23 protein-coding genes are annotated in these 25,839 nt (G+C 70.0%); 14 read left to right on the forward strand and 9 right to left on the reverse strand.

Annotation, left to right across the window (positions count from 1 at the left end; all coding sequences use genetic code 11):
• Nucleotides 1-7 precede the first annotated feature (7 nt).
• The 4 genes from ACZ5SK_RS36340 to ACZ5SK_RS36355 are packed head-to-tail and all read right to left on the reverse strand — an operon-like array spanning nucleotide 8 to nucleotide 7,548.
• Nucleotides 8-2,266: an alpha-galactosidase gene (locus ACZ5SK_RS36340; protein WP_334579937.1), complete on the reverse strand. Its 2,259-nt coding sequence runs from the start codon at nucleotides 2,264-2,266 to the stop codon at nucleotides 8-10.
• On the reverse strand, nucleotides 2,263-5,544 hold the full coding sequence (locus tag ACZ5SK_RS36345) for a glycosyl hydrolase family 28 protein (protein WP_457494345.1): 3,282 nt from the start codon (nucleotides 5,542-5,544) through the stop codon (nucleotides 2,263-2,265). The genes ACZ5SK_RS36340 and ACZ5SK_RS36345 overlap by 4 nt, the downstream gene beginning before the upstream one ends.
• An 11-nt stretch (nucleotides 5,545-5,555) precedes the next feature.
• Nucleotides 5,556-6,344, reverse strand: a complete 789-nt coding sequence (locus ACZ5SK_RS36350; protein ID WP_334579939.1) for a polysaccharide lyase family protein — start codon at nucleotides 6,342-6,344, stop codon at nucleotides 5,556-5,558.
• A 4-nt stretch (nucleotides 6,345-6,348) separates the two neighbouring features.
• On the reverse strand, nucleotides 6,349-7,548 hold the full coding sequence (locus ACZ5SK_RS36355) for a glycoside hydrolase family 88/105 protein (RefSeq protein ID WP_334579940.1): 1,200 nt from the start codon (nucleotides 7,546-7,548) through the stop codon (nucleotides 6,349-6,351).
• A 247-nt stretch (nucleotides 7,549-7,795) separates the two neighbouring features.
• Here ACZ5SK_RS36355 and ACZ5SK_RS36360 point away from each other — a divergent pair, with 247 nt between their 5' ends.
• Nucleotides 7,796-8,482, forward strand: a complete 687-nt coding sequence (locus tag ACZ5SK_RS36360) for a glycoside hydrolase family 75 protein (RefSeq protein ID WP_334579941.1) — start codon at nucleotides 7,796-7,798, stop codon at nucleotides 8,480-8,482.
• Between the two features lie 43 nt (nucleotides 8,483-8,525).
• Here the strand turns inward: ACZ5SK_RS36360 and ACZ5SK_RS36365 are convergent, their stop codons facing one another.
• Together ACZ5SK_RS36365 and ACZ5SK_RS36370 are read right to left on the reverse strand one after the other, a co-directional pair.
• Entirely contained in the window at nucleotides 8,526-9,812 is a 1,287-nt protein-coding gene (locus tag ACZ5SK_RS36365; protein ID WP_334579942.1) for an MFS transporter, read from the reverse strand.
• Between the two features lie 207 nt (nucleotides 9,813-10,019).
• Entirely contained in the window at nucleotides 10,020-10,802 is a 783-nt protein-coding gene (locus ACZ5SK_RS36370) for an IclR family transcriptional regulator (protein ID WP_334579943.1), read from the reverse strand.
• A gap of 149 nt (nucleotides 10,803-10,951) precedes the next feature.
• Between ACZ5SK_RS36370 and ACZ5SK_RS36375 the strand changes: the two genes are divergently transcribed.
• The 7 genes from ACZ5SK_RS36375 (at nucleotide 10,952) to ACZ5SK_RS36405 (ending at nucleotide 18,266) form a co-directional block, all read left to right on the forward strand.
• Nucleotides 10,952-11,848, forward strand: a complete 897-nt coding sequence (locus tag ACZ5SK_RS36375) for a 5-dehydro-4-deoxyglucarate dehydratase (RefSeq protein WP_334581352.1) — start codon at nucleotides 10,952-10,954, stop codon at nucleotides 11,846-11,848.
• On the forward strand, nucleotides 11,845-13,140 hold the full coding sequence (locus ACZ5SK_RS36380) for a glucarate dehydratase family protein (protein ID WP_457494342.1): 1,296 nt from the start codon (nucleotides 11,845-11,847) through the stop codon (nucleotides 13,138-13,140). Before ACZ5SK_RS36375 ends, ACZ5SK_RS36380 begins: the two co-directional genes overlap by 4 nt.
• Nucleotides 13,141-13,749: 609 nt before the next feature.
• Nucleotides 13,750-14,892, forward strand: coding sequence for a carbohydrate kinase family protein (locus tag ACZ5SK_RS36385; protein WP_334581353.1), 1,143 nt, complete (start codon nucleotides 13,750-13,752; stop codon nucleotides 14,890-14,892).
• Between the two features lie 147 nt (nucleotides 14,893-15,039).
• Complete coding sequence (locus tag ACZ5SK_RS36390) at nucleotides 15,040-16,098, forward strand: PhoH family protein (protein ID WP_334579945.1); 1,059 nt, start codon at nucleotides 15,040-15,042, stop codon at nucleotides 16,096-16,098.
• Nucleotides 16,099-16,111: 13 nt separating this feature from the next.
• A complete protein-coding gene (gene ybeY / locus ACZ5SK_RS36395) occupies nucleotides 16,112-16,609 on the forward strand; it encodes an rRNA maturation RNase YbeY (RefSeq protein ID WP_334579946.1) in 498 nt (165 codons plus the stop codon).
• The gene (locus tag ACZ5SK_RS36400; protein ID WP_319336781.1) at nucleotides 16,606-17,910 is read left to right on the forward strand and encodes a hemolysin family protein; all 1,305 of its coding nucleotides are present in this window, start codon (nucleotides 16,606-16,608) and stop codon (nucleotides 17,908-17,910) included. Before ybeY ends, ACZ5SK_RS36400 begins: the two co-directional genes overlap by 4 nt.
• Entirely contained in the window at nucleotides 17,907-18,266 is a 360-nt protein-coding gene (locus tag ACZ5SK_RS36405) for an MmcQ/YjbR family DNA-binding protein (RefSeq protein WP_361706654.1), read from the forward strand. Before ACZ5SK_RS36400 ends, ACZ5SK_RS36405 begins: the two co-directional genes overlap by 4 nt.
• 15 nt (nucleotides 18,267-18,281) lie before the next feature.
• On the opposite strand, the gene ACZ5SK_RS36410 is transcribed toward ACZ5SK_RS36405, so the two are convergent.
• A complete protein-coding gene (locus tag ACZ5SK_RS36410) occupies nucleotides 18,282-18,761 on the reverse strand; it encodes a hypothetical protein (RefSeq protein ID WP_334579948.1) in 480 nt (159 codons plus the stop codon).
• Nucleotides 18,762-18,805: 44 nt separating this feature from the next.
• On the opposite strand from ACZ5SK_RS36410, the gene ACZ5SK_RS36415 reads away from it, so the two are divergent.
• From ACZ5SK_RS36415 to ACZ5SK_RS36435, 5 genes are all read left to right on the forward strand, one after another.
• Nucleotides 18,806-19,162, forward strand: a complete 357-nt coding sequence (locus ACZ5SK_RS36415; RefSeq protein ID WP_334579949.1) for a hypothetical protein — start codon at nucleotides 18,806-18,808, stop codon at nucleotides 19,160-19,162.
• Nucleotides 19,163-19,226: 64 nt separating this feature from the next.
• The gene (locus ACZ5SK_RS36420) at nucleotides 19,227-19,580 is read left to right on the forward strand and encodes a cytidine deaminase (RefSeq protein ID WP_334579950.1); all 354 of its coding nucleotides are present in this window, start codon (nucleotides 19,227-19,229) and stop codon (nucleotides 19,578-19,580) included.
• A gap of 277 nt (nucleotides 19,581-19,857) precedes the next feature.
• On the forward strand, nucleotides 19,858-20,334 hold the full coding sequence (locus ACZ5SK_RS36425; protein WP_334579951.1) for a hypothetical protein: 477 nt from the start codon (nucleotides 19,858-19,860) through the stop codon (nucleotides 20,332-20,334).
• A gap of 172 nt (nucleotides 20,335-20,506) precedes the next feature.
• Nucleotides 20,507-21,847 carry a beta-xylosidase gene (locus tag ACZ5SK_RS36430; RefSeq protein ID WP_334579952.1) on the forward strand — a complete coding sequence of 447 codons (1,341 nt, stop codon included), beginning with the start codon at nucleotides 20,507-20,509 and terminating at the stop codon, nucleotides 21,845-21,847.
• Nucleotides 21,848-21,953: 106 nt separating this feature from the next.
• Nucleotides 21,954-23,018 carry a WxL protein peptidoglycan domain-containing protein gene (locus ACZ5SK_RS36435; protein WP_334581354.1) on the forward strand — a complete coding sequence of 355 codons (1,065 nt, stop codon included), beginning with the start codon at nucleotides 21,954-21,956 and terminating at the stop codon, nucleotides 23,016-23,018.
• A 25-nt stretch (nucleotides 23,019-23,043) separates the two neighbouring features.
• On the opposite strand, the gene ACZ5SK_RS36440 is transcribed toward ACZ5SK_RS36435, so the two are convergent.
• Nucleotides 23,044-23,382 carry a P-II family nitrogen regulator gene (locus tag ACZ5SK_RS36440; RefSeq protein WP_334579953.1) on the reverse strand — a complete coding sequence of 113 codons (339 nt, stop codon included), beginning with the start codon at nucleotides 23,380-23,382 and terminating at the stop codon, nucleotides 23,044-23,046.
• On the reverse strand, nucleotides 23,379-24,689 hold the full coding sequence (locus tag ACZ5SK_RS36445; protein ID WP_468577036.1) for an ammonium transporter: 1,311 nt from the start codon (nucleotides 24,687-24,689) through the stop codon (nucleotides 23,379-23,381). Before ACZ5SK_RS36445 ends, ACZ5SK_RS36440 begins: the two co-directional genes overlap by 4 nt.
• A 173-nt stretch (nucleotides 24,690-24,862) precedes the next feature.
• Here ACZ5SK_RS36445 and era point away from each other — a divergent pair, with 173 nt between their 5' ends.
• On the forward strand, nucleotides 24,863-25,816 hold the full coding sequence (gene era, locus ACZ5SK_RS36450; protein WP_334579955.1) for a GTPase Era: 954 nt from the start codon (nucleotides 24,863-24,865) through the stop codon (nucleotides 25,814-25,816).
• Nucleotides 25,817-25,839 lie beyond the last annotated feature (23 nt).

Here is a 25,839-nt window from a genome sequence, read left to right on the forward strand (position 1 = left end):
TGTCCCCTCAGCCCGTGTACTGGGCGAAGACCTTGAGGTAGTCGTACGGCTGCTGTGACACGCCGCTGCAGGCGTCGCCGTCGGTGCCGGAAGCGCAGGCACGGTCACGGTTGACGGACCAGTAGGTGAGGCGTCCGATGTGGTGCTGCTGGGCGTAGGCGAGCATCGTCTTGAAGTCGGCGACGCGGACGCGCTCACCGGAGTCGTCGGTCTTGCCGTTCATCGACGACAGCCCGATGTGGGCGTAGGCGGTGGCGTCGCTGTAGCCGTACGCCGACTTGACCCGGCCCTTGAGTCCCTCCATGGCCTGGGTGGTGAGGGTGCCCATGTTCGTGCTGCCGCCGCCGAAGTCGAACGGCATGATGCACCAGACGTCGTTCGCCAGGCCGGAGTCGGCCGCCCGCTTGATCATGTCGACGCCGGTGGAGTCCGGGCCGGAGGTCGTCGTGCCGAAGGTGATGACGGTCTTCAGGCCGGCGTTGTTCGCCTTCACGGTCTTCAGCGCGTCCACCACACGCTGCCGTACGGTGGCGTTGGACCACTCGGTGTTCTCGATGTCGATGTCGAGGGCCTTCAGGCCGTACGCGTTGATCACCTTCTGGTAGGCGCCCGCGAGCGCCGAGGCGCTGGAGCACTTCTCGCCGAGTTTCGCCCCGCTCCAGCCACCGACGGACACCATCACATCACCGCCGGCCGCCCGGATCGCGTTGATCTTCGACTGGTCGTTTCCGCCGGTCAGCGGGCGCGAGCCGTCCCACTTGGGGTTGCAGGAGCCGTCGGAGAGGATGAACGCGAGGGTGAACCACTTGACGCCGGTCGCGGACATCACCGAGGTGGGGTTCTGCGGACTGCCCCAGCCGAGGTACTCGTAGGGGGCGACGGCCATCCCGGGGGACGCGGCAGCGGTCCTGAGCGTGCCGGCCGTGCTCACCGGCTTCACCCGGATCAGCCGGGTCTCGCCGGGACGCAGGGTCGCGCTGTAGGAGTCCGCGATCACGCCCTTGTGGGAGCCGGACCACAGGTCGGTGACGTCGCCGGAGCCGCTGAAGCCGACCTGCGACCAGTTCACGCTCACCGAAGTGCTGCCGGACGTACCGGTGTTGAAGAGGGCCACGACGTACTGGCCGTCGCTCTCCTTCTTGCTCCACACCTGCTTGACCCCGCTGTTCACGATCCGCTTGGCTGCCACGCCGTCCTGGTCGACGCCGATCAGCCGGTCGTTGGTCAGCATCGCCTTGTCGACGGAGTCGAGGTGGGTGAGGTCGGTGCCCAGCAGCAGCGGGGAGGCCGCCATCGCCCACAGGGTGAAGTGGGAGCGGCGCTGGTCGGCCGTCAGGCCCACCTGGTCGCCGTTGCCGAGCTCCAGCGAGTCCAGGTCGTTCCAACCGCCCGGACCGGCGTACTGCTGCCAGGAGGCGGCCGAGTTGAAGCGGCCGGAAACGTGCGACCAGTCGGTCAGCGGGTAGCCGCTGCCGTTGGAGCCCGGCCCGCAGTAGCACTCGACGTCGCCCTGGGTGCGCCAGCTGTTCGACAGCTGCCGCCAGGTGGAGGCGTTCGCGATCGGCAGGTTGTTGGAGAGCGCGAAGTTGATGGGCCGTCCGGACGCGCGCAGTGCCTTGTCCCAGGCCTGCACGTCCGGGATGTCCGCGCTGCCCACGCCGTCGATCTTCAGGTAGTCGACTCCCCAGGAGGCGAACTGCCGCGCCCACGAGTTCACGAACTCCTGTGCGCCGGGCTTCTCGTAGTCGATGTAGTACATGTTCTTGCAGTTGTAGTTCTTCTCGGTCTTCGAGGTGTCGGCGATGTCCTTCGCGTGGTAAGAGGTCCCCTCGATCGGTGTGTTCGCGGTGACCGCGTTCTTGGCGATGCCGGGGGTGACGTAGAAGCCGAACTTCAGGCCCTTGCCATGGATGTAGTCGGCGAGCGCCTTGATGCCGGACGGGAACTTGGCGGTGTCGACGGCCCAGCGGCCGTAGGAGTCGACGACGAACCCGTTGGAGTCGCACTTCTGCCAGAAGTCGTCGAGGTTGATGTAGACGAAGCCGTGGTCCTTGAGGCCGCTCGCCACCATGGCGTCCGCCTGGGCCTTGATCTTGGCCTCGGTGGGATTGCGGCGGACGAAGCTCCAGCTGCTCCAGCCCATGGCGGGCCGCACGGACTGGCCGTTGTCGGACGCGGCGGCGGGTCGGGCGGAGGCGAGCAGTGGGATCGCCGAGGCGATCATCAGCGCGACCACCGCCACGACCAGTGATCTGATGCGGGTCATGACTGTCCTTTGTTCGCGGGTGTGGCGTATGAGGTGCCGATCCATGCCTCGTCGATCCGCAGCCGCTTGTAGCGGGTGGAGTCGCTGGACGCGGCCCAGGTGGAGTCGACTTCGAGGCGGACGTAACGAGCGTCGGCCGCGGTCAGGTCGATGCCCTGGATTCCGCGCCGGCTGGGGAGCTCACCGGTCTTGACGGCGCTGCCCCAGGTGCTGCCGTCGGAGCTGAGGAACACCTTGTACGCCTTGATCCGCGCCGACTGTTCGGTGTCGGAACGGGCGTAGGCGACCGAGTCCTCCCGCTGGTTGAGCCCGACGTACTGCACCTTCTTCGCCGACCCGAGGTCGAAGGTGAGGCTCACGGGGAGCGTCTTGCCGCTGTCCCAGTAGGTGAGGTAGTCGCCGTCGCCCGCGGCCGTCGCGCCATGACCGCTCGCCGAGGCGCTCGCGGACATCGTGACGCCCGACAGGATGCCCTGGCGGCCGGCGGTCGTCACCTTGAAGACGGTGTCGTACGGGTCCCAGGAGCCGAGCCCGGTCAGAGTGAGTACCCCTCCGGACTGCGACCACGAAATCGCCGCGCCCGTACGGAGGTTGGTGACGGACGCGATCCGGTAGCCGTTGTCGCGGATGCGCAGGGCGGTCGTGCTGGGCGGGGTCAGGACATGGACGTACTGGAGGTTCGGGTCGGTCTTGCTGACCGTCGTCACCCCGTGTGCGCCGTCGTTCCAGAACCCGGGCTTGAGGCCGCCGTACATGTAGCCGCCGCCCTCGGTTCCGTGCAGGGACTGCCAGATGGGGGCCAGGTAGGAGTCGGCGAAGGTGTTGAAGGCGCTCTGGTTGCTCGGGAACCTCCCGTTGACCTGGGCGGTCTCGGCCATCAGGGCCTTCACCGAGGAGCCGGCGTTGGTGATGAGCCGGCCGAGGGTGAGTTTCCTGTCGACGGACGGGTCCGAGCCGTCGTACCACCAGGCGCCGGTGGACGGGAGCTTGAAGTCGGCCTCCGTCAGCCGGGGTTGGGCGGTGTAGACCGCCTGCGGATAGTCGTACGACGGAGTCATGCCCGTCTTCTGCTCATTGCTGATCATGTCCATGATCGGCGTGTCTTCGTTGTTGTTGCTGAGGGTGTAGCTCGGACGCTTCTGCTGGATCTGCGCGTAGAGGTCGTGGCTCTCCCAGTACGCGTTGTCGTTGTCGATCCAGAAACCGCCGAGGTCGGGGTAGCGGTCCATGACCTCGAAGAAGTTGTCGTAGCTGAAGCGGCCGAACCCGTCGCGGGTGGTGAGGTCGACGTTCGTGCCCTTGTAGGCGGAGTAGGCCGCCGAGTCGAGCCACTCGTGGCCGCCCTCGTCGTGCCACTGGGGGTCGTCGGTCATGTAGAGGATGACCTTCATGCCCTTGGCCTTGGCCGCGGTGATCAGTTCGCCGACGAAGTCCCGCTTGGTGGTGCAACTGCCGGGGATCTTCGAGGGCCAGGGGCGGGCGTAGCCGAGGCGGCTGTGGAACGTGGCGAGGACCAGGTACTGGGTGTGCAGCTTCTGTGCCTCGTTCACCCAGTAGTCGGGGCTCCAGCCGCCGTTGGTGACGTCGTTCTCCCAGGCGGTGCAGCTGGTGTGGGCGGGGGCGGTGCGCAGGCCCCAGTGCAGGAAGAGGCCGCCGACGGAGGCCCGGAGGAAGTCCTGCCGGGGGTTGTCCAGGTCGAGAGGCTTCGCCGGGCCGGCGGGCTTCGCCACGCCGAGGGGCTTCGCGGCTGTGGCGCAGTCCTCGGTCGAGCCGGAGTTCGACACCCGCAGGCTGCCGCCCGAGGTGTTGTGACTGTCCGTCAGGCAGTAGCCGGTGACGGACTGGAAGCCCATGTCGTGCGGGGCGTTGCTGCCGCGCTGAGCGGTGAACCGGTTGAAGCGGATTCCACTGGCCGCGTTCGCGATCACCGCCGGGCGTCCGTCATTGGCCGCGAACTTCACCGAGCTGTCGGTGAACGTCACGTTGTCGGCGTTGTGGAGGTACCAGCCGTACGCGGGCCGGGTGCCGATGGCCTTCGGGTTGTAGTCCTTCGGGTCGTTGCTCGGCACACCCGTGGACATGGTGCCGTTGCCGCCGGGCACGGTGATGTTGACGTTGTTGAAGGTGACGCCGTTGATCCGGTGGCCGCTCTCGCCCCACAGGGTCGGGCTGAAGGAGGGGCTGCTGCCGGTGGCCGTGATGTTGTCGTACGTGACATCGCTGATCGACCCGATTCCCGGACTGTTGCCGCACCGCTTGCGTGTGCCGATCTTCTGCATGATCGGCGAGTGGACGTTGGTCATGGTGATGTCGCGGTAGTGGACGTCGGAGATCTTCGCGCCGTCCATCGAGACCATGCCGAGCCCCGACTTGTCGGACCCCTCGATCCGGATCTTCTCGAACTGGTAGTCGGAGAAGTCACCGCAGGTCTCCGAGCCGAACATCAGGGCGTTGCAGCAGACCGCCGAGAGATACGAGTCGCTCACCCGCACATGTCCGTTGGGCAGCTTGGCGCCGAGGGCGTAGTCGCTCTTGAAGACGAGGGCGTCGTCGTTGGCCTTGATGTTGGCGTTGGTCACGGTGACGTTCGTCGTGGAGATGATGTTCCAGCCGTCGCGGTCGCTCGCGGTGTCGATGGCGAGGTGGTCCGAGGTGACGTTCTTGCAGCCGTTGATCAGGGCCGCGAAGTGGCCTCCCCGACGCAACGTGAGGCCGTCGCCGATGCGCAGGCCGTCGCACCGCGTCAGGGAGATGATCTTGTCGGCTTCGCCGGAGTCGGGGTTGCCGGTGATGAGGTTGCCCGCCCCGTCGATCACTCCGCCGCCGACGAAGCCGATGTTCGTCAGCCGGTCGCCGTAGATCATCGCGTTGTGGAAGTGGCTGTGCCCGTAGTCCTGGTAGTCGTCGTTGGGGTTGCTCTCGGGCGGGTCATAGGTGTCCGCCGAGGAGCCCTGGATCGTGGCGCCCGTGTCGACCTGGAGCGTCACGTTGCTCTTCATGTGGATGGTGTTCTTGGACTTGTACGACCCGGACGGGAAGCGGACGGTGCCGCCGCCCGCGTCGTTGGCGGCCGTGATCGCCTTGTTGATCGCGGGCGTGTCATTGGTCGAGCCGTCGCCCTTGGCGCCGTAGTCGCGCACGTCGTGGACGCCTGCCCGGGGACGGGGGTTCGGGGCCGCGAGGGCCGAGGGGTGGCTCAGTCCGAGGACGACGGCGAACGCGAGGACCGCGACGAACGCGGATGCCACCCAACTCCTGTGGTGCGTGGGGGGTTTCATGGGGAGGCTCCTCACACCAGCTGGTAGCCGCGCAGGTTGGTGAGGAGCAGGTAGCAGTCCTGCAGGGACCCGGAGGTGTCACCGAGCGAGCGGTAGATGCCCCACTTGGGCCGCACACGGTCGGCGAGGAAGGTGTCGACGCCCGTCTTGGACTTGTCGATGACGGTCGTGGACCCGTTCTTGAGGATCCAGCGGACCGTACCCGCCGAGCCGTTGCCGACCTTGATCTGGAAGTCGACGTCGATCCATTTGTTGTGCAGCGGCTCCAGATCCGTCCGGCCGACCAGGATGTCGTCGATGGCGAGCTTCAACTCGATGGTCTGGACGCCGTTCACGCGCCGCAGCGACTGCACGACGATGGGCGAGCTGCCGGCGCCGGGCTGCTTCATCTGCATGATGTGGGTGAAGGTCGTCGTGGCCTTCAGGGAGCTGGGGATGTACATCGAGTACGTGACCCGCCAGGTCTGGCCCTCGTTCCACTTGAGGTAGTTGCTGCCGCTGCCGTTGCGCAGCCCGGTGACCTCGTGACGCTGCCGGTCGGTGGAGGTGTCTCGGTCGACGGTGTGCATGTTGAAGCGCCAGTTGTTGCCGGTGGCGAAGATGTGCGGATGCCCGGCGGGGTGCGAGTCGGCGCGGTCGTCCTCGATCGTCTCGAACGCGCCGAGGCCGTCGGCGCTCGCCGACGGCGCCCACTTCTGCTGCCAGGAGGCGGCGTGCGCCGTGGTGGCGGGCAGACCGACGGCCGCTCCGGCGGCTCCGCCGAGAGTGGCGCCCAGGAGTGCCCTTCTTGATGTGCTCATGACACTAATCACCTCGCATTTGTTCGTTCATGATCAGAAATGCGCCGAGACCGTGCAGGTCGTTGGTCTCCCGGGGGCGTGCGACGTAGAAGTCGTAGTCGCCGACGTTGGTGCCGATGGAGATGTCGGTGAGCGCGGTGCGGCCGTCGGAGCCGAGCGAGATCCTCGCGAGGACGCCCTCGTAGCCGCGCTGTGCGACGGACCGGTAGTGCGCGTCGAGGTATCCCCGCTGGGCGCCGCGCGAGAGGGCGTAGGTGAACATGCTGGAGCAGGAGGTCTCGGTCCAGTTGTCGCTCCGGCTGCCCTTGTCGATCACCTGGAACCAGCGCCCGGTCTTCGGATCCTGGTACCGCTCCAGGCCGGCGGCCAGGCGCCGGAGGATGCCGACGAGTTCGGAACGGCGGGCGTGGTCCGTGGGGAGGGCGTCGAGCACGTTGACGAGGGCCATCGAGTACCAGCCGACCGCCCGGCACCAGTGCTCGGGGGCGAGACCCGTCTGCGGATCGGCCCAGCTCACGGTCTTCGACTCGTCGTAGGCATGCCGCAGCAGCCCGTTCCGAACCTGGAGGTGGCGCCCGTAGACGGCGAGCTGCTTCGCCGCCTCGTCGTCGGCGTACGCCGAGTCGCCGAACTCCTTGCCGTACTCGACGAGGAAGGGGTTCACCATGTAGACGCCGTCCGACCAGAGCTGGTGGGCGCGGCTGCTGGTGTCGGCGTGCCAGAAGCCGCCGTCGGAGGTGCGCGGGTAGCTGTCCAGCCGGTCGCGGATGGTGCGGGCCGCGATGCGGTAGCGGTCGTCGCCGGTCTCGTGGTGCAGGATCACCAGCAGCCGGCCGGCCTGCATGCTGTCGAGGCTGTTGAACTTCTGGTCGATGCTGCCGTCGCCGTGCACGAAGCGGTCCACATAGCTCCGGATGTACGAGAGGTACCGCGGCTCGTGCGTGCGCCGGTAGGTGAGGTACTGGCCGTAGAGATACAGGCCGACGGGGTACGACCAGCCGCCGATGGTGCTCGGGGTGAAGCGGGCCGTGGTGGAGTCGACCATGGCGACGGACCAGTCGGTGGCGGCTGCCGGACGGGTGACGGACGGGGGCGGCGCGGCGGTGGGCGGGGCCGCGGCCGAGACCGTCAGCAGACCCGCCGCGGCGAGCGCTCCCGCCGTGAGCACGGGACGCAGGGTCGGTGTGGCACGGAAACGTCTCATGGCTTTCCCGCCTTCAGGACTCGACCGTCGTTCACATATGTGTATGAGGTTCACGCACTGGGTTGAGGGATGGGGAACAGAGTCCCGGCCGGACCGGGCGCGGTCAATGGTCCGGACCGATCGGCTCGGGCTCTTTTCCGGCCAATATCCCCTCAAGGCAAGGGGGTTGACGGGGCCCGTGGGGCGGGTCCACCTTGTAGCGCACTTGGTAAGGAAACTTTCCTATCAGAAGAAAGGTCCCCCCACAGTGCGTTCTCGAACATTGCCCCTCACCGCGGCCGCGGCGGCCGCCCTCCTCGTCGCCGGCCTCCCGGCAACCGCCTCCGCAGGTCCCGCCTCGACACAGGAGGGCTCGGTCAGCGCGTCCGACCTGCTCGCCAAGGTGACGTCCTGCTCGCAGATCTCGAACGGCAAGTACAAGACCGACGACGAGACATCCGCCTCCGTCCCGGTCTGCGGCAAGAACGGCGCCGTCTTCTGGAAGGCCGACATGGACGTCGACTGCGACGGCCAGCGCACCTCCAAGTGCAGCGAGGACACCGACCCCTGGTACCAGGACGACACGGCCTTCCACCAGTCGGACGGCAAGGCGCTGCGCGCCGACTCGCTGCCCTACGTCGTCGTGCCCAGCTCCAGCTCCATCTGGAACTACGGCTCCGCGGGCATCAAGGGCGGCGGGGTCGTCGCCGTGATCTACCAGAACAAGGTGGAGTACGCGGTCGTCGGCGACACCGGCCCCACGAAGATCATCGGCGAGGCCTCGTACGCGACGGCCAAGGCGCTCGGCATCGACCCGGACCCGGAGAACGGCGGCACGGACTCCGGCGTCACCTACATCCTCTTCAAGAACTCCAAGGTGTCCCCCATCGAGAGCCACAGCGCGGCGGTGACCCTCGGCGACCAACTGGCCAAGACGTTCATCCGCAACAACTAGCCAAGGCGTTCAGCCGCGGCAACCAGCCAAGACGTTTGGGCTGTCAGGTTCCCGACCCCGGTGCGGCGCCCGCCGGCCGGGGTCCGGCCGTGTCGTACGCGTCCCGGTCGGGCACGGCCGGGACCTCCACCGCGATCTCCACCACCGGCTGCTCCGGCCTGCGGCCGCCCCGCCGCAGGACCCCGCCCGCGAGCACCGGACGTCCGCCCGTGTGCAGGGCTACGGCGGTCATCGGGACGGCGACGACGAGCAGTCCGGCGCCCAGCACCAGCCCCATCACCGGGAACCCGGCCTGCGCCGCCAGCACGCTCCCGGTGAGCGGCCCGGCCGCCGTCCCCAGCGAGCCCGCCGACCCGACGAGCACCGCCCAGCGTCCGCGCGGGTCGAGCGAGGCGGCGAGCCCGATCAGGTACGACAGCACGATCGGGTAGAAGACGTTCCAGGCGATCTCGCCGGCCGCGAAGCTCACCGGCCCGGTCGCGGACGCGCTGGCGACGACACAGCCGGCGATGAGGACGGTCCCGGCGCCGATCGGCGCCGCCCGCCCCAGCCGCGTCCCGAGCGCGCTCGCGCCGAGCACGCCCATGAGCCCGGCGCCCAGCGCCACCGCGAAGACGACGCCGACGGCGGCCTCGGAGAGGTGAGCCTGCGTCAGGCCGATACGACCGCTGACGCCCCACAGGGAGTTCTGCACCAGCGACCAGCAGGGCATCGCGGCGGCCAGGACGAGGCCGGAGCGCAGGTGGGGGAGGCGGCCGGGGCGGTCCTCGGGGCGGGTGCGGGCGGGCGCCGTCCGGTCGGGCAGCCGTCCGGTCAGCGGCCACACGGCCAGCGCGGTGAGCGCGATCGCGGCGAGCGGCTGCCCGTGTCCCGCGCCGAGGTGCGGCACCGTCAGATAGACGGCGCCCGCGAGCGCGGAGACCGCGAGCAGGCCCAGCGTGGAGGCGCGGTGCGGATCGGACTGGGCGGCGATGCGGGTGGCGGCGACCGTCGTGGCCGTACCGGATCCGAAGCCGCCGAGGACCGCGCCCGCGACCACGGCCGGCACGTCACCGGCGAGGGCGGCGCCGCCGTAGCCGAGGACGGCGAGGGTCAGTCCGATGCGGGCGAGGGTCCGCGCCCCGATCCGCTCCACGCGGGAGGCGAGCAGGAACCCGGCGGCGGCCGAACTCAGCAGCAGGGCGCTGCCGACGGCGCCCGCCTCGGTGGCGGACAGCGGCAGCCCGGCATCGAGCCGGCCGACGACGGTCGGCAGCAGGTAGGGGGCGAGGTACCCGGCCGTGAAAAGGGCGACGACGGGCCAGGGCACGGTGGTGCGAGGGGCGAACACGGGCGTTCCAGGGCATGCGAAAGGGACGGCTCAGGAAAGGAGGTGGGGCGCCGACCGTCGACGGACAGGAACGCGCGGGCAATTTGTATCAAGCACGCGGTCGCGGAAGAAGGGCGGGGTGGGTGATGTGGATCACTTTACGTTTGGGCTGCGTTTGGGGCGGGGGAGCCGGGGTAGCCGCAGCGCCTCGCGTCGGCGGGCGGACCGCTAACGCCAGTGGGCTGCCCCTCCGGAACCCGGCGCCGTCGCCTCGATCTTCGCCCTGATCTCCCGCATCACCGTCACGATCCGCTCCTCGTGCTCCGGCGTCAGCCGGGCCACCGGCACCGAGCAACTGATCGCGTCCTGGGCGGGGATGTCGTAGCGCAGGGCGAAGCCGAAGCCGACGATGCCGAGGACGCCCTCCTCGCGGTCCACGGAGTACCCGCGCGCCCGCACCCCCGCGAGGTCGGCGAGCAGCGACTCCCGGTCGGTGTGGGAGTGCGGGGTCAGCGCCTCGTACGGCCCCTCGGGCAGCTCCTCGTCCGGCCGCTGCGCGAGCAGCGCCTTGCCCAGCGCGCCGACGTGTGCGGGCAGCCGCCGTCCGACCCGGCTGATGGTGCGCAGGTATTCGTGCGACTCGCGGGTCGCCAGATACGCGACGCCCCGGCCGTCCAGCCGGCCCAGGTGGATGGTCTCGCCCAGCGCCTCCGACGCCTCGTCGAGACACGGCCGCACCAGCCGGACACGCGGGTCGGAGTCGAGGTAGCTGGTGCCGGTCAGCAGGGCGTGGATGCCGATGCCGTAGAGGGAGCCGGTGACGTCCGTGCGCACCCAGCCCCGGCTGATCAGGGTCTGCAACAGGGCGTACATCGAGCTGCGCGGCACGTCCAGCTCGTCCGCCAGCTCTTGCAGCCGCGCCGGCCGGTCGCCGCGCGCCGCGAGCAGCTCCAGCAGCTCGACCGTGCGCGCCGCCGACTTGACCTCGCGGACGCCGCCTGTCTCCGACATGCGGCGATGGTAGTCGGGCGGTGCGGCTTGTTGACGCGCCCGGTTCGCATACCTAATCTCCATCTTCATACGTGGATTATGTCTACATAGGGAGATGGCTGAGGGTGAACCTCGCTACGGACACGACCCGCAGGCGGTTGCGGGACGGCATGGCGCAGGGCGTGCTGTCGTTCCCGCTCACGAGCTTCCACGACGACGGCGCCCTCGACCCCGACGGCTTCCGCACGCATGTCGCGGCCCAGATCGCGACCGCCCCCGGCGCGGTCTTCCCCGCCTGCGGCACCGGCGAGTTCTTCTCCCTCGACGAGGACGAGTACCGGCAGGTGGTGACCATCGCCGTCGAGGAGGCGGCCGGCCGCCTGCCCGTCGTCGCCGGGGTCGGCTACGGCTGGGCCCAGGCCGTGCGGTTCGCGCGCATCGCCGAGGAGGCCGGCGCCGACGCCCTCCTCGTCCTCCCGCACTACCTCGTCGCCGCCCCGCAGGACGGCCTCGTCGCCCAGCTGGAGCAGATCGCCGCCCGCACCCGGCTGCCCCTCATCGCCTACCAGCGCGGTCAAGTCGCTTTCACGGCAACCTCGTTGCGCCGCATCGCCGCCCTGCCGACCGTCATCGGCGTGAAGGACGGCCACAGCGACCTCGACCGCCTCCAGCGCCTCACTCTCGCGGCGCCCGAGGGCTTCCTCTTCTTCAACGGCGCCGCCACCGCCGAGATCCAGGCCCGCGCCTACGCCACCGTCGGCGTCCCCGCCTACTCCTCCGCCGTCCACGCCTTCGCGCCCGAGATCGCGAACGCCTTCTTCGGAGCGTTGCGGGACGGCGACGACAAGACCGTGGAGCGGCTGCTGCGCGACTTCTACGTCCCGCTCGTCGAGCTCCGCGACCGGGTACCCGGATACGCGGTGTCCCTGGTGAAGGCCGCGGCCCGGCTGCGCGGACGCCCCGTCGGACCCGTCCGCGCCCCGCTCACCGACCCCTCGCCCGCCGACCTGGCCGACCTCACGGCCCTGCTGACCGTCGGCCTCGACCTCGTAGGAGCCGCCCTGTGAGCCGCGACCTCACGATCACGGACGTCCGCCTGACCCCGATCCTGGTCGCCGACCCGCCCCTGCTCAACACCCAGGGCGTGCACCAGCCCTACACCCCCCGGCTGATCGTCGAGGTCGTCACGGCCGACGGCACCACCGGCGTCGGCGAGACCTACGGCGACACCAAGTACCTGGAACTGGCCCGCCCCTTCGCAAAGAGGCTGACCGGGCGTCAAGTGAGCGATCTGAACGGCCTGTTCACCGTCGCCGACGAGGTGGCCGTCGACAGCTCCCGGGTCTTCGGGCAGGTCGACGTCGGCGGGCTGCGCGGCGTCCAGACCGCCGACAAGCTGCGCCTGTCCGTCGTCTCCGCCTTCGAGGTCGCCTGCCTCGACGCCCTCGGCAAGGCGCTCGGCCTGCCCGTGCACGCGCTGCTCGGCGGCAAGGTGCGCGACGCGGTCGAGTACAGCGCCTACCTCTTCTACAAGTGGGCCGACCACCCCGAGGGCGTCGCTGCGGAGAAGGACGACTGGGGCGCCGCCGTCGACCCGGCCGGAGTCGTCGAGCAGGCCCGCCGCTTCAAGGAGCGCTACGGCTTCACCTCCTTCAAACTCAAGGGCGGCGTCTTCCCGCCGGACGAGGAGATCGCCGCCGTCCGCGCCCTGGCCGAGGCGTTCCCCGGCCACCCCCTGCGCCTCGACCCCAACGGCGCCTGGTCCGTTCGGACCTCGCTCAAGGTCGCCGAGGAGATCGGCGGCCTCCTCGAATACCTGGAGGACCCGGCCCTCGGCACCCCGGCCATGGCCGAGGTCGCCGCGAGGACCGACGTGCCGCTCGCCACCAACATGTGCGTGACGACGTTCGCCGAGATCAAGGAGGCGTTCACCCGGGACGCCGTCCAGGTCGTCCTCTCCGACCACCACTACTGGGGCGGACTGCGCAACACGCAGCAACTCGCCGCGATCTGCCGCACGTTCGGCGTCGGCGTCTCCATGCACTCCAACACCCACCTCGGGATCAGCCTGGCCGCGATGACCCACGTCGCGTCGACCGTCCCCAACCTGCACCACGCCTGCGACTCCCACTACCCCTGGCAGTCGGAGGACGTCCTCACCGAGCGCCTCACCTTCACCGACGCCAAGGTCACCGTCTCCGACGCACCCGGCCTCGGCGTCGAACTCGACCACGCCAAGCTGGCGTTCCTCCACCGACGCTGGCTCGACGACGACGGCGCCCTGCGCGACCGCGACGACGCAGCGGCGATGCGCGCAGTCGACCCCGACTGGTCCACACCCCCCGTCCCCCGCTGGTAACCACCCACCCCTCCCCAAAAGCCCCCCGACACCGCGCCGCCCCTCAACACCCCACCACTGCCCCACACCCACCCGGCAAAGCCCCCGCCGCCCCGACCCCCGAAACGACACCAGGCACAGCCCACACCACCGAACCCGGCCCCCGACCCGATCCCGGCCGCAGCCCGCAGCATCCGCGCGGGACCGCCCCCCCCGGCCTGCCGCAACGGCCCTGCGAAAGCCCCGGCGTCCCCGGCTGCCGAGGCGGCACCGGGCGCAGCCCGCAGGCCCCGCCGGGGGCCGGCCCCTTGGTCTGGGGGACCGTCTGGCGAAGGTTCCGGAGATGGCGGCTCCCGAGGTGGCACCGGGCGCAGCCCGCGAAGCTGGCCGGGGCTCGGTCGTCGAGGCGATCCCGGGGGTGTGGACCGCAGTGCCCGGTCGGGGGCGGTGGGTGGGGTGGTGAGGGGGCGCGGGGGCGTGGGGTGCGCCCCCGTGCGTCGGTGGGGTGTGTGACTGGCCGCGGGTTGTCGGTGGTGTGGTGCACACTGGCCAGATCGGCACCACGTCAGGGAGCGCACCGTGACCGCGTCCACCGGAGAGGGACACCACCACCAGACCCGTCAGACCGGCCTGAGCAGTCCGAACGGTCCGGCCGGCCAGCGCGGCCGCGACTGCCCGGCCGCCGGGGTCGACCCGCTGGCCGCCCACCGCGCCCCCGACGATCCGCCGTGGGACGTCTACCTCACCGGCCCCGTCTTCCTCGACATCATCTTCACCGGGCTCGACTCGGCCCCGGTGCGCGGGACGGAGTCCTGGGCACGTGGCATGGGATCGAGCCCCGGCGGCGTCGCCAACATGGCCACCGCACTCGCCCGCCTCGGCCTGCGCACCTCCCTCGCCGCGGCCTTCGGCGACGACCACTACGGCGAGTACTGCTGGGACGCCCTCGAACGGGGCGAGGGCATCGACCTCAGCACCTCCCGCACAGTCCCCGGCTGGCACTCCTCGGTCACCGTCTCCATGGCCTACGAGGGGGAGCGCACGATGGTCTCGCACGGCCACGAACCGCCCCCGCAGGAGCCCGCCCCCACCTGCCCGCCGCCCGCCCGCGCCGCCGTCGCCTCCCTCACCCCCGGCAAACGCGACCCCTGGATCGAGCAGGCCGCCGCCCGCGGCACCCGCATCTTCGCCGACGTCGGCTGGGACGACACCGGCGCCTGGAACCTCGCCGGACTCGCCGACCTGCGGCACTGCGAGGCCTTCCTGCCGAACGCGGAGGAGGCCATGCGCTACACCGGCGCCACCTGCCCCCGCGCCGCCGCCCACGCCCTCACCGCGCACGTCCCGCTCGCGGTCGTCACGCTCGGCGCGGAGGGCGCGTACGCCGTGGACCGCCGGACCGGCGAGAGCGCCGAGGTCCCGGCCATCGCCGTAGAGGCCCTCGACCCCACCGGCGCCGGGGACGTCTTCGTGGCCGGCTTCGTCACCGGCACCCTCGCCGACTGGCCGCTCGCCGACCGCCTCGCCTTCGCCGGCCTCACCGCCGCCCTCTCCGTCCAGGAGTTCGGCGGCTCCCTCTCCGCCCCCGGCTGGTCCGAGATCGCGGCCTGGTGGCGCAAGGTCCAGTCGGTCGAGGGCCAGGACCCCGAGGCACTGCGCCGGTACGCGTTCCTGGACGGCCTGCTCCCGGCGCCGCTCCTGGCGGAGGACGAGGCCGCCCCGTGGCCGCTGCGCAGAGCGGTCCCGACGATCGGTTTCGGCCGCTCGGCATAGTCCGACACGGGCACCGGAGCCGGGGCGCCGGTCCCGGTAAAAGCCCTACGGCGTTGTCAGCCCCCTGGCGTACCCTTGAACTCGCCAGGCCGCCCTCGTGGCAGGCGAGACGCATCCGGGAGGACGTAGAGGCCTTAGGGCCGGCCTATGACTCAGACACCCACAGCTCACACGCCCGCGCAGGGCAAGGCGAGAGCACAGTTCACGGTTCCCGCCCAGCACCCCATGGTGACGGTGCTGGGGTCCGGAGACTCCCTTCTGCGCGTGATAGAGACGGCTTTCCCGGCGGCCGACATCCACGTCCGGGGCAATGAGATCAGCGCGGTCGGCGACCCACGGGAAGTCGCCCTCATCCAGCGCCTGTTCGACGAGATGATGCTGGTGCTCCGCACCGGGCAGCCGATGACGGAGGACGCAGTGGAACGCTCGATCGCCATGCTGCGGGCGAGTGAGAACGGGACGAGTGACGGCCAGGAGACCCCGGCCGAGGTACTGACTCAGAACATCCTGTCCTCGCGCGGCCGCACCATCAGACCCAAGACCCTCAACCAGAAGCGGTACGTCGACGCGATCGACAAGCACACGATCGTCTTCGGCATCGGCCCCGCCGGTACCGGCAAGACCTACCTGGCCATGGCCAAGGCGGTCCAGGCCCTGCAGTCCAAGCAGGTCACCCGCATCATCCTGACCCGCCCGGCGGTCGAGGCCGGCGAGCGCCTGGGCTTCCTGCCCGGCACGCTCTACGAGAAGATCGACCCCTATCTGCGCCCGCTGTACGACGCGCTGCACGACATGCTGGACCCGGACTCGATCCCGAAGCTGATGGCTTCGGGGACGATCGAGGTGGCGCCGCTGGCGTATATGCGGGGACGCACGCTCAACGACGCCTTCATCATCCTGGACGAGGCCCAGAACACGAGCCCCGAGCAGATGAAGATGTTCCTCACCCGCCTCGGCTTCGACTCGAAGATCGTGATCACGGGTGACGTGACGCAGGTCGACCTGCCGAACGGCACCAAGTCGGGTCTGCGGCAGGTCCAGGACATCCTGGAGGGGCTGGACGACGTCCACTTCTCCCGCCTGTCGTCCCAGGATGTCGTCCGGCACAAGCTGGTCGGCCGTATCGTCGACGCGTACGAGAAGTACGACAGCCACAACGGTACGGAGAACGGCACCCACAAGGGCGGCCGTAACAAGCGGAAGTAGACAAGCCAGCGCCATGTCGATCGACGTCAACAACGAGTCCGGAACCGAGGTCGACGAGCAGGCGATCCTCGACATCGCCCGCTACGCGCTCGCGCGGATGCGCATCCACCCGCTCTCCGAGCTCTCGGTGATCGTCGTGGACGAGGACGCCATGGAGCAGCTGCACATGCAGTGGATGGACCTGCCGGGGCCGACGGACGTCATGTCCTTCCCGATGGACGAGCTGCGTCCGCCGTCCAAGGACGACGACGAGCCCCCGCAGGGCCTCCTCGGCGACATCGTGCTGTGCCCGGAGGTCGCGAAGAAGCAGGGCGAGGAAGCACCCACGCAGCACTCCATGGACGAGGAGCTTCGACTGCTCACCGTCCACGGCGTGCTGCACCTGCTCGGCTACGACCACGAGGAGCCCGACGAGAAGGCCGAGATGTTCGGCCTTCAGGCGGCCATCGTGGACGGGTGGCGTGCGGAGAAGGGCCTGACCGGCCCCTCGCCGGCCCCGACCGTGTCATGAGCCTCGCCCTCGTCTCCGGCGCGATCGCCCTGGTCGTCGTCGCCTGGCTCGCCGCCTGCGCGGAGGCGGGCCTCGCGCGCGTCTCCAGCTTCCGCGCCGAGGAGGCCGTGCGCGGCGGCCGGCGCGGCAGCGCCAAGCTGGCGCAGATCGCCGCCGACCCCACCCGCTATCTGAACGTGGCGCTGCTGGTCCGCGTCGCCTGTGAGATGGCCGCCGCCGCGCTGGTCACCTACGCCTGCCTGAAGGAGATCGACGGCACGGCCCCCGCGCTGTTCGCCGCGATCGGCGTCATGGTCCTGGTGTCGTATGTCGCGGTGGGCGTCTCCCCGCGCACCATCGGCCGCCAGCACCCCCTGAACACGGCGACGGCGGCGGCGTACGTCCTGCTTCCGCTGGCGCGGATCATGGGCCCGATCCCGTCCCTCCTCATCCTCATCGGCAACGCGCTGACCCCCGGCAAGGGCTTCCGCCGGGGCCCGTTCGCCTCCGAGGCGGAACTACGCGCGCTGGTCGACCTCGCCGAGAAGGAGTCCCTGATCGAGGACGACGAGCGCCGCATGGTGCACTCGGTCTTCGAGCTGGGCGACACCCTCGTCCGGGAGGTCATGGTCCCGAGGACCGACCTCGTCGTCATCGAGCGCTACAAGACGATCCGTCAGGCCCTGACCCTCGCGCTGCGCTCCGGGTTCTCCCGCATACCCGTGACCGGCGAGAACGAGGACGACATCGTCGGGATCGTGTATCTGAAGGACCTGGTCCGCAAGACGCACATCAGCCGGGACGCCGAGGGCGAGCTGGTCTCGACGGCCATGCGGCCGGCCGCGTTCGTCCCGGACACCAAGAACGCCGGCGATCTGCTGCGCGAGATGCAGCAGGACCGCAACCACGTCGCCGTCGTCATCGACGAGTACGGCGGCACGGCCGGCATCGTCACCATCGAGGACATCCTCGAGGAGATCGTCGGTGAGATCACCGACGAGTACGACCGTGAACTCCCGCCCGTGGAGGACCTCGGCGACGACCGTCACCGGGTCACCGCCCGCCTCGACATCACCGACCTCGGCGAGCTGTACGGCCTGGAGGAGTACGACGACGAGGACGTGGAGACGGTGGGCGGGCTGCTGGCCAAGGCCCTGGGCAGGGTCCCCATCGCGGGCGCGTCGAGCACGGTCGACCTCCCGGACGGCCGGGCCCTGCGGCTGACGGCGGAGGCCGCGGCCGGCCGCCGGAACAAGATCGTGACGGTGCTGGTGGAGCCGGTGGATCCGGCGGACCCGCCCGAGGAGGAGAAGCCCGAGTGACGCCCCAGGAGCTGCGCGCCTTCTGCCTGTCCTTCAACGCGGTCGTGGAGGACTTTCCGTTCCGCCCGGAGGTCTCGGTCTTCAAGGTCGGCGGGAAGCTCTTCGCCCTGACGACGCTGGACGCACAGCCCCTGACCGTGAACCTCAAGTGCGACCCGGACGACGCGGTGCGGCTGCGCACCGAGCACCCGGGTCTGATCACCCCCGGCTACCACATGAACAAGCGCCACTGGAACACGGTGACGGTCGACGGCGACCTCCCCGACCGGCTGGTCCGGGAGCTGGTGGAGGACTCCTACGACCTGGTCGTCGCCGGTCTGCCGCGCGCTGAGCGGCTCCGTCTCGACCGGCCCTGAGGCCACGGCAGGCGCTCACTCGATGCCCAGGGGCCCGATGCCCAGGTCCTCGCGCATGAGGTCGCGCATCCGGGCCATGGCCGTCCGCCGCTGTGCGATCAGGGGCGCGTCCTCGGGGGAGCCGACGGTGACGCCCCGGGCGTAGGCGTCGCGCAGTCGGCGCAGGCTGTGGAACGCCTCGTTCCCGGCGGTCACGACCTGTTGCGGGCCCACGAGCCAGAGACGTTCGCTCGCCGTGTACAGGCCGGTGCCGCGGAAGGCCTCCCGGACGGCCGCGTCACGCGCCGCTCCTGACATGTGATCACCCAGCGCGACGGCGCGTATCTCCTCACTCGCTGTCTTGAGCGCGGAGACGAACTCCGTGTACACCTCGCGGCGCACCTGGAGCGCGTGCCGGGACTCCTCGCGCCGCCACCGGTTGCGATCGGCGATCAGTGTGGCGGTGATGCCGATGACGGCACCGGCCAGTGTGGAGAGCAGGGGCATCCAGTCCATGCGCCGCAGCCTTTCGTCGTTTCCCGCACAAGAAAAAGGGGTAAATGCGACAAAATGCCCAGCTCGTGGAGGACATCATGCCGGCGAACATCACTCTGGACGACCAGGTCACCTTCGTCACGGACCCGGTGAACCCGTGTTCGGGGACCGACTTCCTGGTCACCTGGCAGGAGAAGAACGTCGGTGACGAGGCGTCCGGCGACTACCAGGACATCTTCGACATGGACGACCAGGGCTCCGGTGACAGCCAGTCGATCAAGTGTTCGGCCCTGGGGGCGGGGGAGTCGGTGTCCCGGTCGGCGACCTTCAATCTGCCCGCCGGCAACTACACCATGAGTCTCGTCATCAACGGTCAGGGCCCGGCCGTCCTGGGAAACGTCATCATCGCCGACTGCGTCTGAGAGGTTGAACGACAAGCTGAGGGGGCGCTCCGTCCTCGCAGGCGGTTCTTCGTATGCTCGGGGCATGACCGACAGCAACGGGCTCGACCCCGAGGACCGCAAGATCGTCACCCTGGCCCGTTCCGCGCGGGCCCGCAACGGTGTGCCCGAGGGGGCTGCCGTGCGGGACGAGACAGGACGTACCTATGTCGCCGGGACGGTGGATCTGCCGTCGCTGCGGCTGAGCGCGCTGCGGACGGCGGTGGCGATGGCGGTGGCCTCGGGGGCCAAGTCGCTGGAGGCGGCGGCCGTGGTCACCGAGGCGGAGGGCGCCTCCGACGAGGACCGCGCCGCCGTCGCCGATCTGGGCGGGGCGGGGACGCCGGTGCTCGTGGCGGGGCCGGACGGGAGCGTGCGGCTCACCGTCTCCGCCGGCTGACGCGCCCGGACGCCCCCGGACGCCCCCTGACGCACCAGGGGGCTCCGCCCCCTGGACCCGCTGTCACCGGCGTCCCACCCTTCTCCGGCGGATCGGAACTCACCGGCTCGACTAAGGCCGGAATTCAGCCTTGCCCTTCTCTTGTCCCTGACGCGTCAATGGAACCGTAATTTCCGACGGACCGTCAGATTCACCCCCCACCGGCACCGGTGTCCGCACCCACCCGTCCCGCCACGGCCGTCCGTCTCCCCACATCCGGGAAGGAGCCGGAAACGCCATGAGAGGCAAGCGAATCGGATCAGGTGCGGCACTGCTGGCAGGGACCCTCGCGGTCACCGGGCTGGCACTCGCACCCTCAGCCGCCGCCGTCACCCCGACGACGGCCACCGTGACCGCCAACTGCGGTCTGTTCGGGGGCGGCGCCGCCACCCTCACGGCCACCCAGACGGGCACGGCCGCCACCATCAAACTCACGTCCACCGCGATCACCGCGCCGATCGCGATCAACGCCAACACCATCGCCTCCACCCTCACGATGGCGAACTCGACCGGGGCCGCCCGTGTCTTCACCGGCACGGTGAACCCCGCCATGGCCGTCGGCGACCCGATCACGGTCGGTCCGCTCAACGGCACCGTGGCCTCCGGTGACAAGCTGGACTTCTACAAGGGCTCCCTGAAGATGGTCGTCTTCGGGATCACGGTCACCTGTACGACGTCCGCCGCCCAGTCGCCGGGGCCGTTCGTGTTCAACTGATAGCGGTTGAAAACTGAGCAGACGGGCCGTCAGTTTCCTTGCGGGACCAGGAAGCTGACGGTCCATCAGTTGACCTCGTCGTGTGCATTGACTTCTTGTGCGATCCGCACCTCAATGCCCCCTGTCGGCGCAGAAGAGCCGCTGCGCCCGCACCCCGGAGGAGGGGGCAATCATGGGTTCACCCCGAAGTTCCGGAAGTTCCCGAGGTTCCCGAAGACGGCGCTGGGCGTCACTGCTCGGGGCGACCGCGCTCGCGGTCACCGCGGGCGGCGCGCTGGCGTGTCCGGCCGGCGCCGCGACCAACGTGGACTTCCCCACGCACTGCATCCCGCCGGCGATCGCCGGCCTCCCGCCGATCGACGGCACCACCACCGCCAAGGTCACGGTGGACAACCCCAGCCCGAAGGTCGGCGACACCGTCAACGTGACCTACACGGTGGTCACGCCCGCCGCCAACAACCCCACTGACCTCGCCCTGCCGGCCGACATCATGACGCCGACGGGGAAGGTCACGCTCGGCGGCGCGCAGAGCGGCGCCGTCACCGTCGCGGGCCCGAAGAAGAACGACCCGGTGCCCGGCCGCGGCGTCTTCCCGTCGTTCTCCATGACCGGCGCGTTCACGGTCACCGCACCCGGCGCGATCACCCTCTCGCCGGGCGACTACAACATCCACACCAGCTACATCCTGGAACTGGACACCCCCTGCACGGTGACCAACCCGCCCGCCCCGGTGTCGGAGACCGTCACCGCCGCCGACAACCCCCCGGCCAACACCCGTAACATCAACCTGGGTTCGGCCTCCGGCAGCCCGGGCGCGAGCGTCACGGTCAACGGCAGCGGCTTCACGGCGGGCGCCGCGGTCACCGTCGCCGGCCGGTCCGGATCAGGCGAGACCGGGGACCGGACGACCCTGACCGCCAACGCGCAGGGCGCCATCTCCGGCTCGCTCGTCGTCAACGACCTCACCACCACCGGGATCGTGGCGTACGAGGGCACCACCTGGAGCGCCGGCCTGGGCACCCCGCCCGCCGCGTACGTCGTCATCGACGACACGCCCGTACCCGCGGGCAGTCAGAAGCTGACGACCACCGTGAAGGCCGGCACGCTGTCGATGTCCCAGGCCGGGGACGCCGTGGCGATGTCCGCGGTCGACTTCGGCTCCGGCCAGGCCTCGACCGGGAACCTCAACGCGGTGACGGTCAAGGACTTCCGCGGCGGACCCGCGGGCTGGTCCCTGACCGGCAAGGTCACCGACTTCACCGGCCCCGGCGCCAAGATCGACGCCGGCAAGCTGAGCTGGACGCCCGCCTGCACGACCAAGGCGGGCAGCCCGAGCACCTGTCAGGCCGGTTCGGCGGGCTCGGTCGGCGCCTCGGGGGCGACCCTGGCGTCCACGCCCGACGGCACCGCCACCGGCGGCGAGTTCACCGCCAACGCCCAACTCTCCCTCGACGTACCGGCGTTCACGCCTCCGGGCAGCTACGCCGGCGTCCTGACCCTCACGCTCACCTGAGCGTACGCACCACGTCCACCGGTGGCCGGGCGCCCGCCCCACAGGTCCGCACCCGCCCGTCCGCCAACCGTCGCAGCCCGCCCGTGGGGGGTCCGCACCCATGCCCATGCGCAAACCGCCCGTCCTCCTCCAGCCGTTCCTGCTGCCGTTCCTCCTGCCGTTTCTTCTGCCACTCCTGCTCTGTCTGCTCTTCGCCGCACCGGTCCACGCCGCCGACAACGGCAGCTGGTCCGTCTACCCCGTCTCCTCGGCCGTCGCCGCGCGGCCCTACTTCTATGTCTCGGCCGATCCCGGGCAGACGATTAAGGACAACGTCGTCGTCGCCAACAAGACGGACGAGCCCCTCACCTTCCGGCTGTACGCGGCCGACGCCTACAACACCGCCCGCGACGGCGGGTTCGCCGTGAAGTCGCTCGGGGAGAAGATGCGGGGCGTGGGCGTGTGGGCCCGGCTCCCCAAGGACCGGGTCACCGTGCCCGCCGGCAAGACGGTCACGGTGCCGTTCAGCATCAAGGTCCCCGAGGGCGCCGAACCCGGAGACCATCCCGGTGCGATCGTCGCGCTCGACGAACGGGTCGACAAGGGCGACGGCGGGGTCGCGCTCGGCGTCCAGCGGGCCGTCGGCGCCCGGGTCTACCTCCAGGTCAAAGGCCCCACGCTGCCCGCACTCGCCGTCGAGAACGTCCACATCAGCCACCACCAGCCCCTGATCCCCGGCCTCGGCGACAGCACGGCGACGATTTCCTACACCTTGCACAACACCGGAAACGTCACCCTGGAACCCAAGGTGGAGCTGACCGCGAGCGGCCTGTTCGGCCGCACACTCCTCACCCGAGACCTGAAGAAGCTCCCCTCCCAGCTCCTCCCCGGCCAACGAGTCCACCTCACCGAACGCTGGAGCCACGCGCCCCAGCTCGACTGGACAGACGTGAAACTGACGGCCAGCGCCAAGGACACGCGCGAGTCGGCGACAGCGTCCTTCGTGGCGGTGCCCTGGCTGGCGACGGGAGCAGCGGTGGCGGTCACGGCAGCAGGGGTGTGGCTACTGATCAGGCGTCGGCGAATGCGCCCTGAAGGGGCGCGGGGCCGTGACATTTTGCGGCTCCGCCGCAGGGCGCGACCAGCCACAACGAACCCGCAGACAAAAATCGGCCAGCCGGCCGGAAATTGATCGGCCGGCCCGCCGGAGGCCAACGCTAGAGCGCGTCCGGCCCCCGCTCTCCCGTCCGCACCCGCACGATCGTCTCGACCGGCAGCGCCCACACCTTTCCGTCCCCGATCTTCCCGGTCCGTGCGGCCAGCACCACCGCGTCGATCACGGCGTCGGAGTCCGCGTCCTCGACGACGACCTCGATCCGCACCTTCGGCACGAGGTCGACCTGGTACTCGGCGCCCCGGTACACCTCGGTGTGGCCGCGCTGACGGCCGTAGCCGCTGGCCTCGGTCACGGTCAGCCCGTGCACGCCGAGCTCTTGCAGGGCCGTCTTGACCTCGTCGAGGCGGTACGGCTTGACGATCGCGGTGATGAGCTTCATGCCTGTGGCTTGACCTTCTGGGCGGAGAGGACGGAGTGCGAGCCGACCGGGGCGCCATGGCCCAGGACGCCGTGATCGTATGCGGTCTCGGCGTGCACCGTAAGGTCCAGGCCGGTGTGCTCGTGGTCCTCGTCCGCACGGAAGCCGACCATCCTGTCGAGCAGCTTGCCGAGGCCGTACGTCACGGTGAAGGCGTACGCGGCCACGACGACCACCGCGACCAGCTGCTTGCCGAGCTGGGCGAGCCCGCCGCCGTACAGGAGGCCCTCGGCGCCGCCGGTCATGGTGTCCACGGCGAAGACGCCGATGAGGAGGGTGCCGATGACGCCGCCGACCAGGTGGACGCCGACGACGTCGAGGGAGTCGTCGTAGTTCAGCTTGAACTTCCAGCTCACCGCGTAGGAGCAGACGACGCCGGCCGCGAGGCCCACGACCAGTGCGCCGAGCAGGGAGACCGAGCCGCAGGACGGGGTGATCGCCACCAGACCGGCCACGGCGCCCGAGGCCGCGCCGAGCGTCGTCGGGTGGCCGTCGCGCTTCTGTTCGACGAAGAGCCAGCCCAGCAGACCGGTGCAGCCGGCGGCGAGGGTGTTGAGGAAGACGGCGGCCGCCAGGCCGTTCGCGCCCAGGGCGGAACCGGCGTTGAAGCCGAACCAGCCGAACCAGAGCAGTCCCGCGCCCAGCATCACCATGGGCAGATTGTGCGGACGCATCGCGTCCTTCTTGAAGCCCAGCCGCGGGCCCAGGACCAGGCACAACGCCAGACCGGAGGCGCCGGAGGCGATCTCGACGGGGAGACCGCCGGCGAAGTCCAGGGCGCCGAGCCGGTCCAGGATCCAGCCGCCCGGGCCCCACACCCAGTGGGCGACGGGAACGTATACGAGGAGCGCCCAGACCGGGACGAAGACCAGCCAGGCGCCGAACTTCGCCCGGTCGGCGATCGCTCCGCTGATCAGCGCGGCCGTGATGATCGCGAAGGTGAGCTGGAAGGTGGCGAACAGCAGGGTCGGGACGGTCCCCTGGACGCTGTCCGGACCGAGACCGGCCATCCCCGCGTGCTTCAGGCCGCCGATCAGCCCGCCGCCGATGTCGTCGCCGAAGGCGAGCGAGTAGCCGGCGGCCAGCCACACCACCGTGACCAGCGCGATCGACACGAAGCTCATCATGAGCATGTTGAGGACGCTCTTCGTGCGGACCATGCCGCCGTAGAAGAGGGCCAGGCCCGGGGTCATCAGCAGGACGAGGGCGGTGGCGGCGAGCAGCCAGGCGGTGTCGCCGGTGTTCGCTTGGGCGGCGGCCAGAGTCACGGGGTCTCCAACGATGCGGGGGCTCGTCAGAGGTTCACCGCCCCGCGTTTCCGGTAATGCACGGATGTGTTTCCGTGACGTTTCGTTGCGTGGAGGTTTCCGGGAGCTCACGGCGCGGGCCATCGCCGCTCGTGTGTACGGCGGGGCTTGGTGGATCAGGGAGAATGGGGGCCATGAGCGTTCGTAACCAGTCATCCGAGCAGTCGGCCGAGTCCGTACACCGTGCCGGCTTCGCCTGCTTCGTGGGTCGCCCCAACGCGGGCAAGTCCACCCTCACGAACGCTCTGGTCGGGAAGAAGGTGGCGATCACCGCCAACCAGCCCCAGACGACCAGGCACACGGTCAGGGGCATCGTGCACCGCCCCGACGCCCAGCTGATCCTGGTCGACACGCCGGGCCTGCACAAGCCGCGCACACTGCTCGGCGAGCGGCTGAACGACGTCGTGCGCACCACCTGGGCCGAGGTCGACGTCATCGGTTTCTGTCTGCCGGCGAACGAGAAGCTGGGCCCCGGCGACCGCTTCATCGCCAAGGAGCTGGCCGGGATCAAGCGGACGCCGAAGGTCGCCGTCGTGACGAAGACCGACCTCGTGGACTCCAAGACGCTCGCCGAGCAGCTCATCGCGATCGACCAGCTCGGCAAGGAGCTGGGCATCGAGTGGGCGGAGATCGTGCCGGTCTCGGCGGTCGGTGACCAGCAGGTCGAGCTGCTGGCCGACCTGCTGATCCCGATGCTGCCGGAGAGCCCGCCGCTGTACCCCGAGGGCGACCTGACGGACGAGCCCGAGCAGGTGATGGTCGCCGAGCTGATCCGCGAGGCGGCGCTGGAGGGCGTCCGGGACGAGCTGCCGCACTCCATCGCGGTGGTCGTCGAGGAGATGCTCCCGCGCCCGGACCGTCCGGCGGAGAAGCCGCTGCTCGACATCCACGCGAACATCTACATCGAGCGCCCCAGCCAGAAGGGCATCATCATCGGCCCCAAGGGCAAGCGCCTCAAGGACGTCGGCATCAAGTCCCGCAAGCAGATCGAAGCCCTGCTCGGCACCCCGGTCTTCCTCGACCTCCATGTGAAGGTCGCCAAGGACTGGCAGCGCGATCCGAAGCAGTTGCGCAAGCTGGGTTTCTAGGGTTGGTTGAAGGGGTGTCGCGT

The organism is Streptomyces sp. NPDC031474 (genome assembly GCF_055581185.1).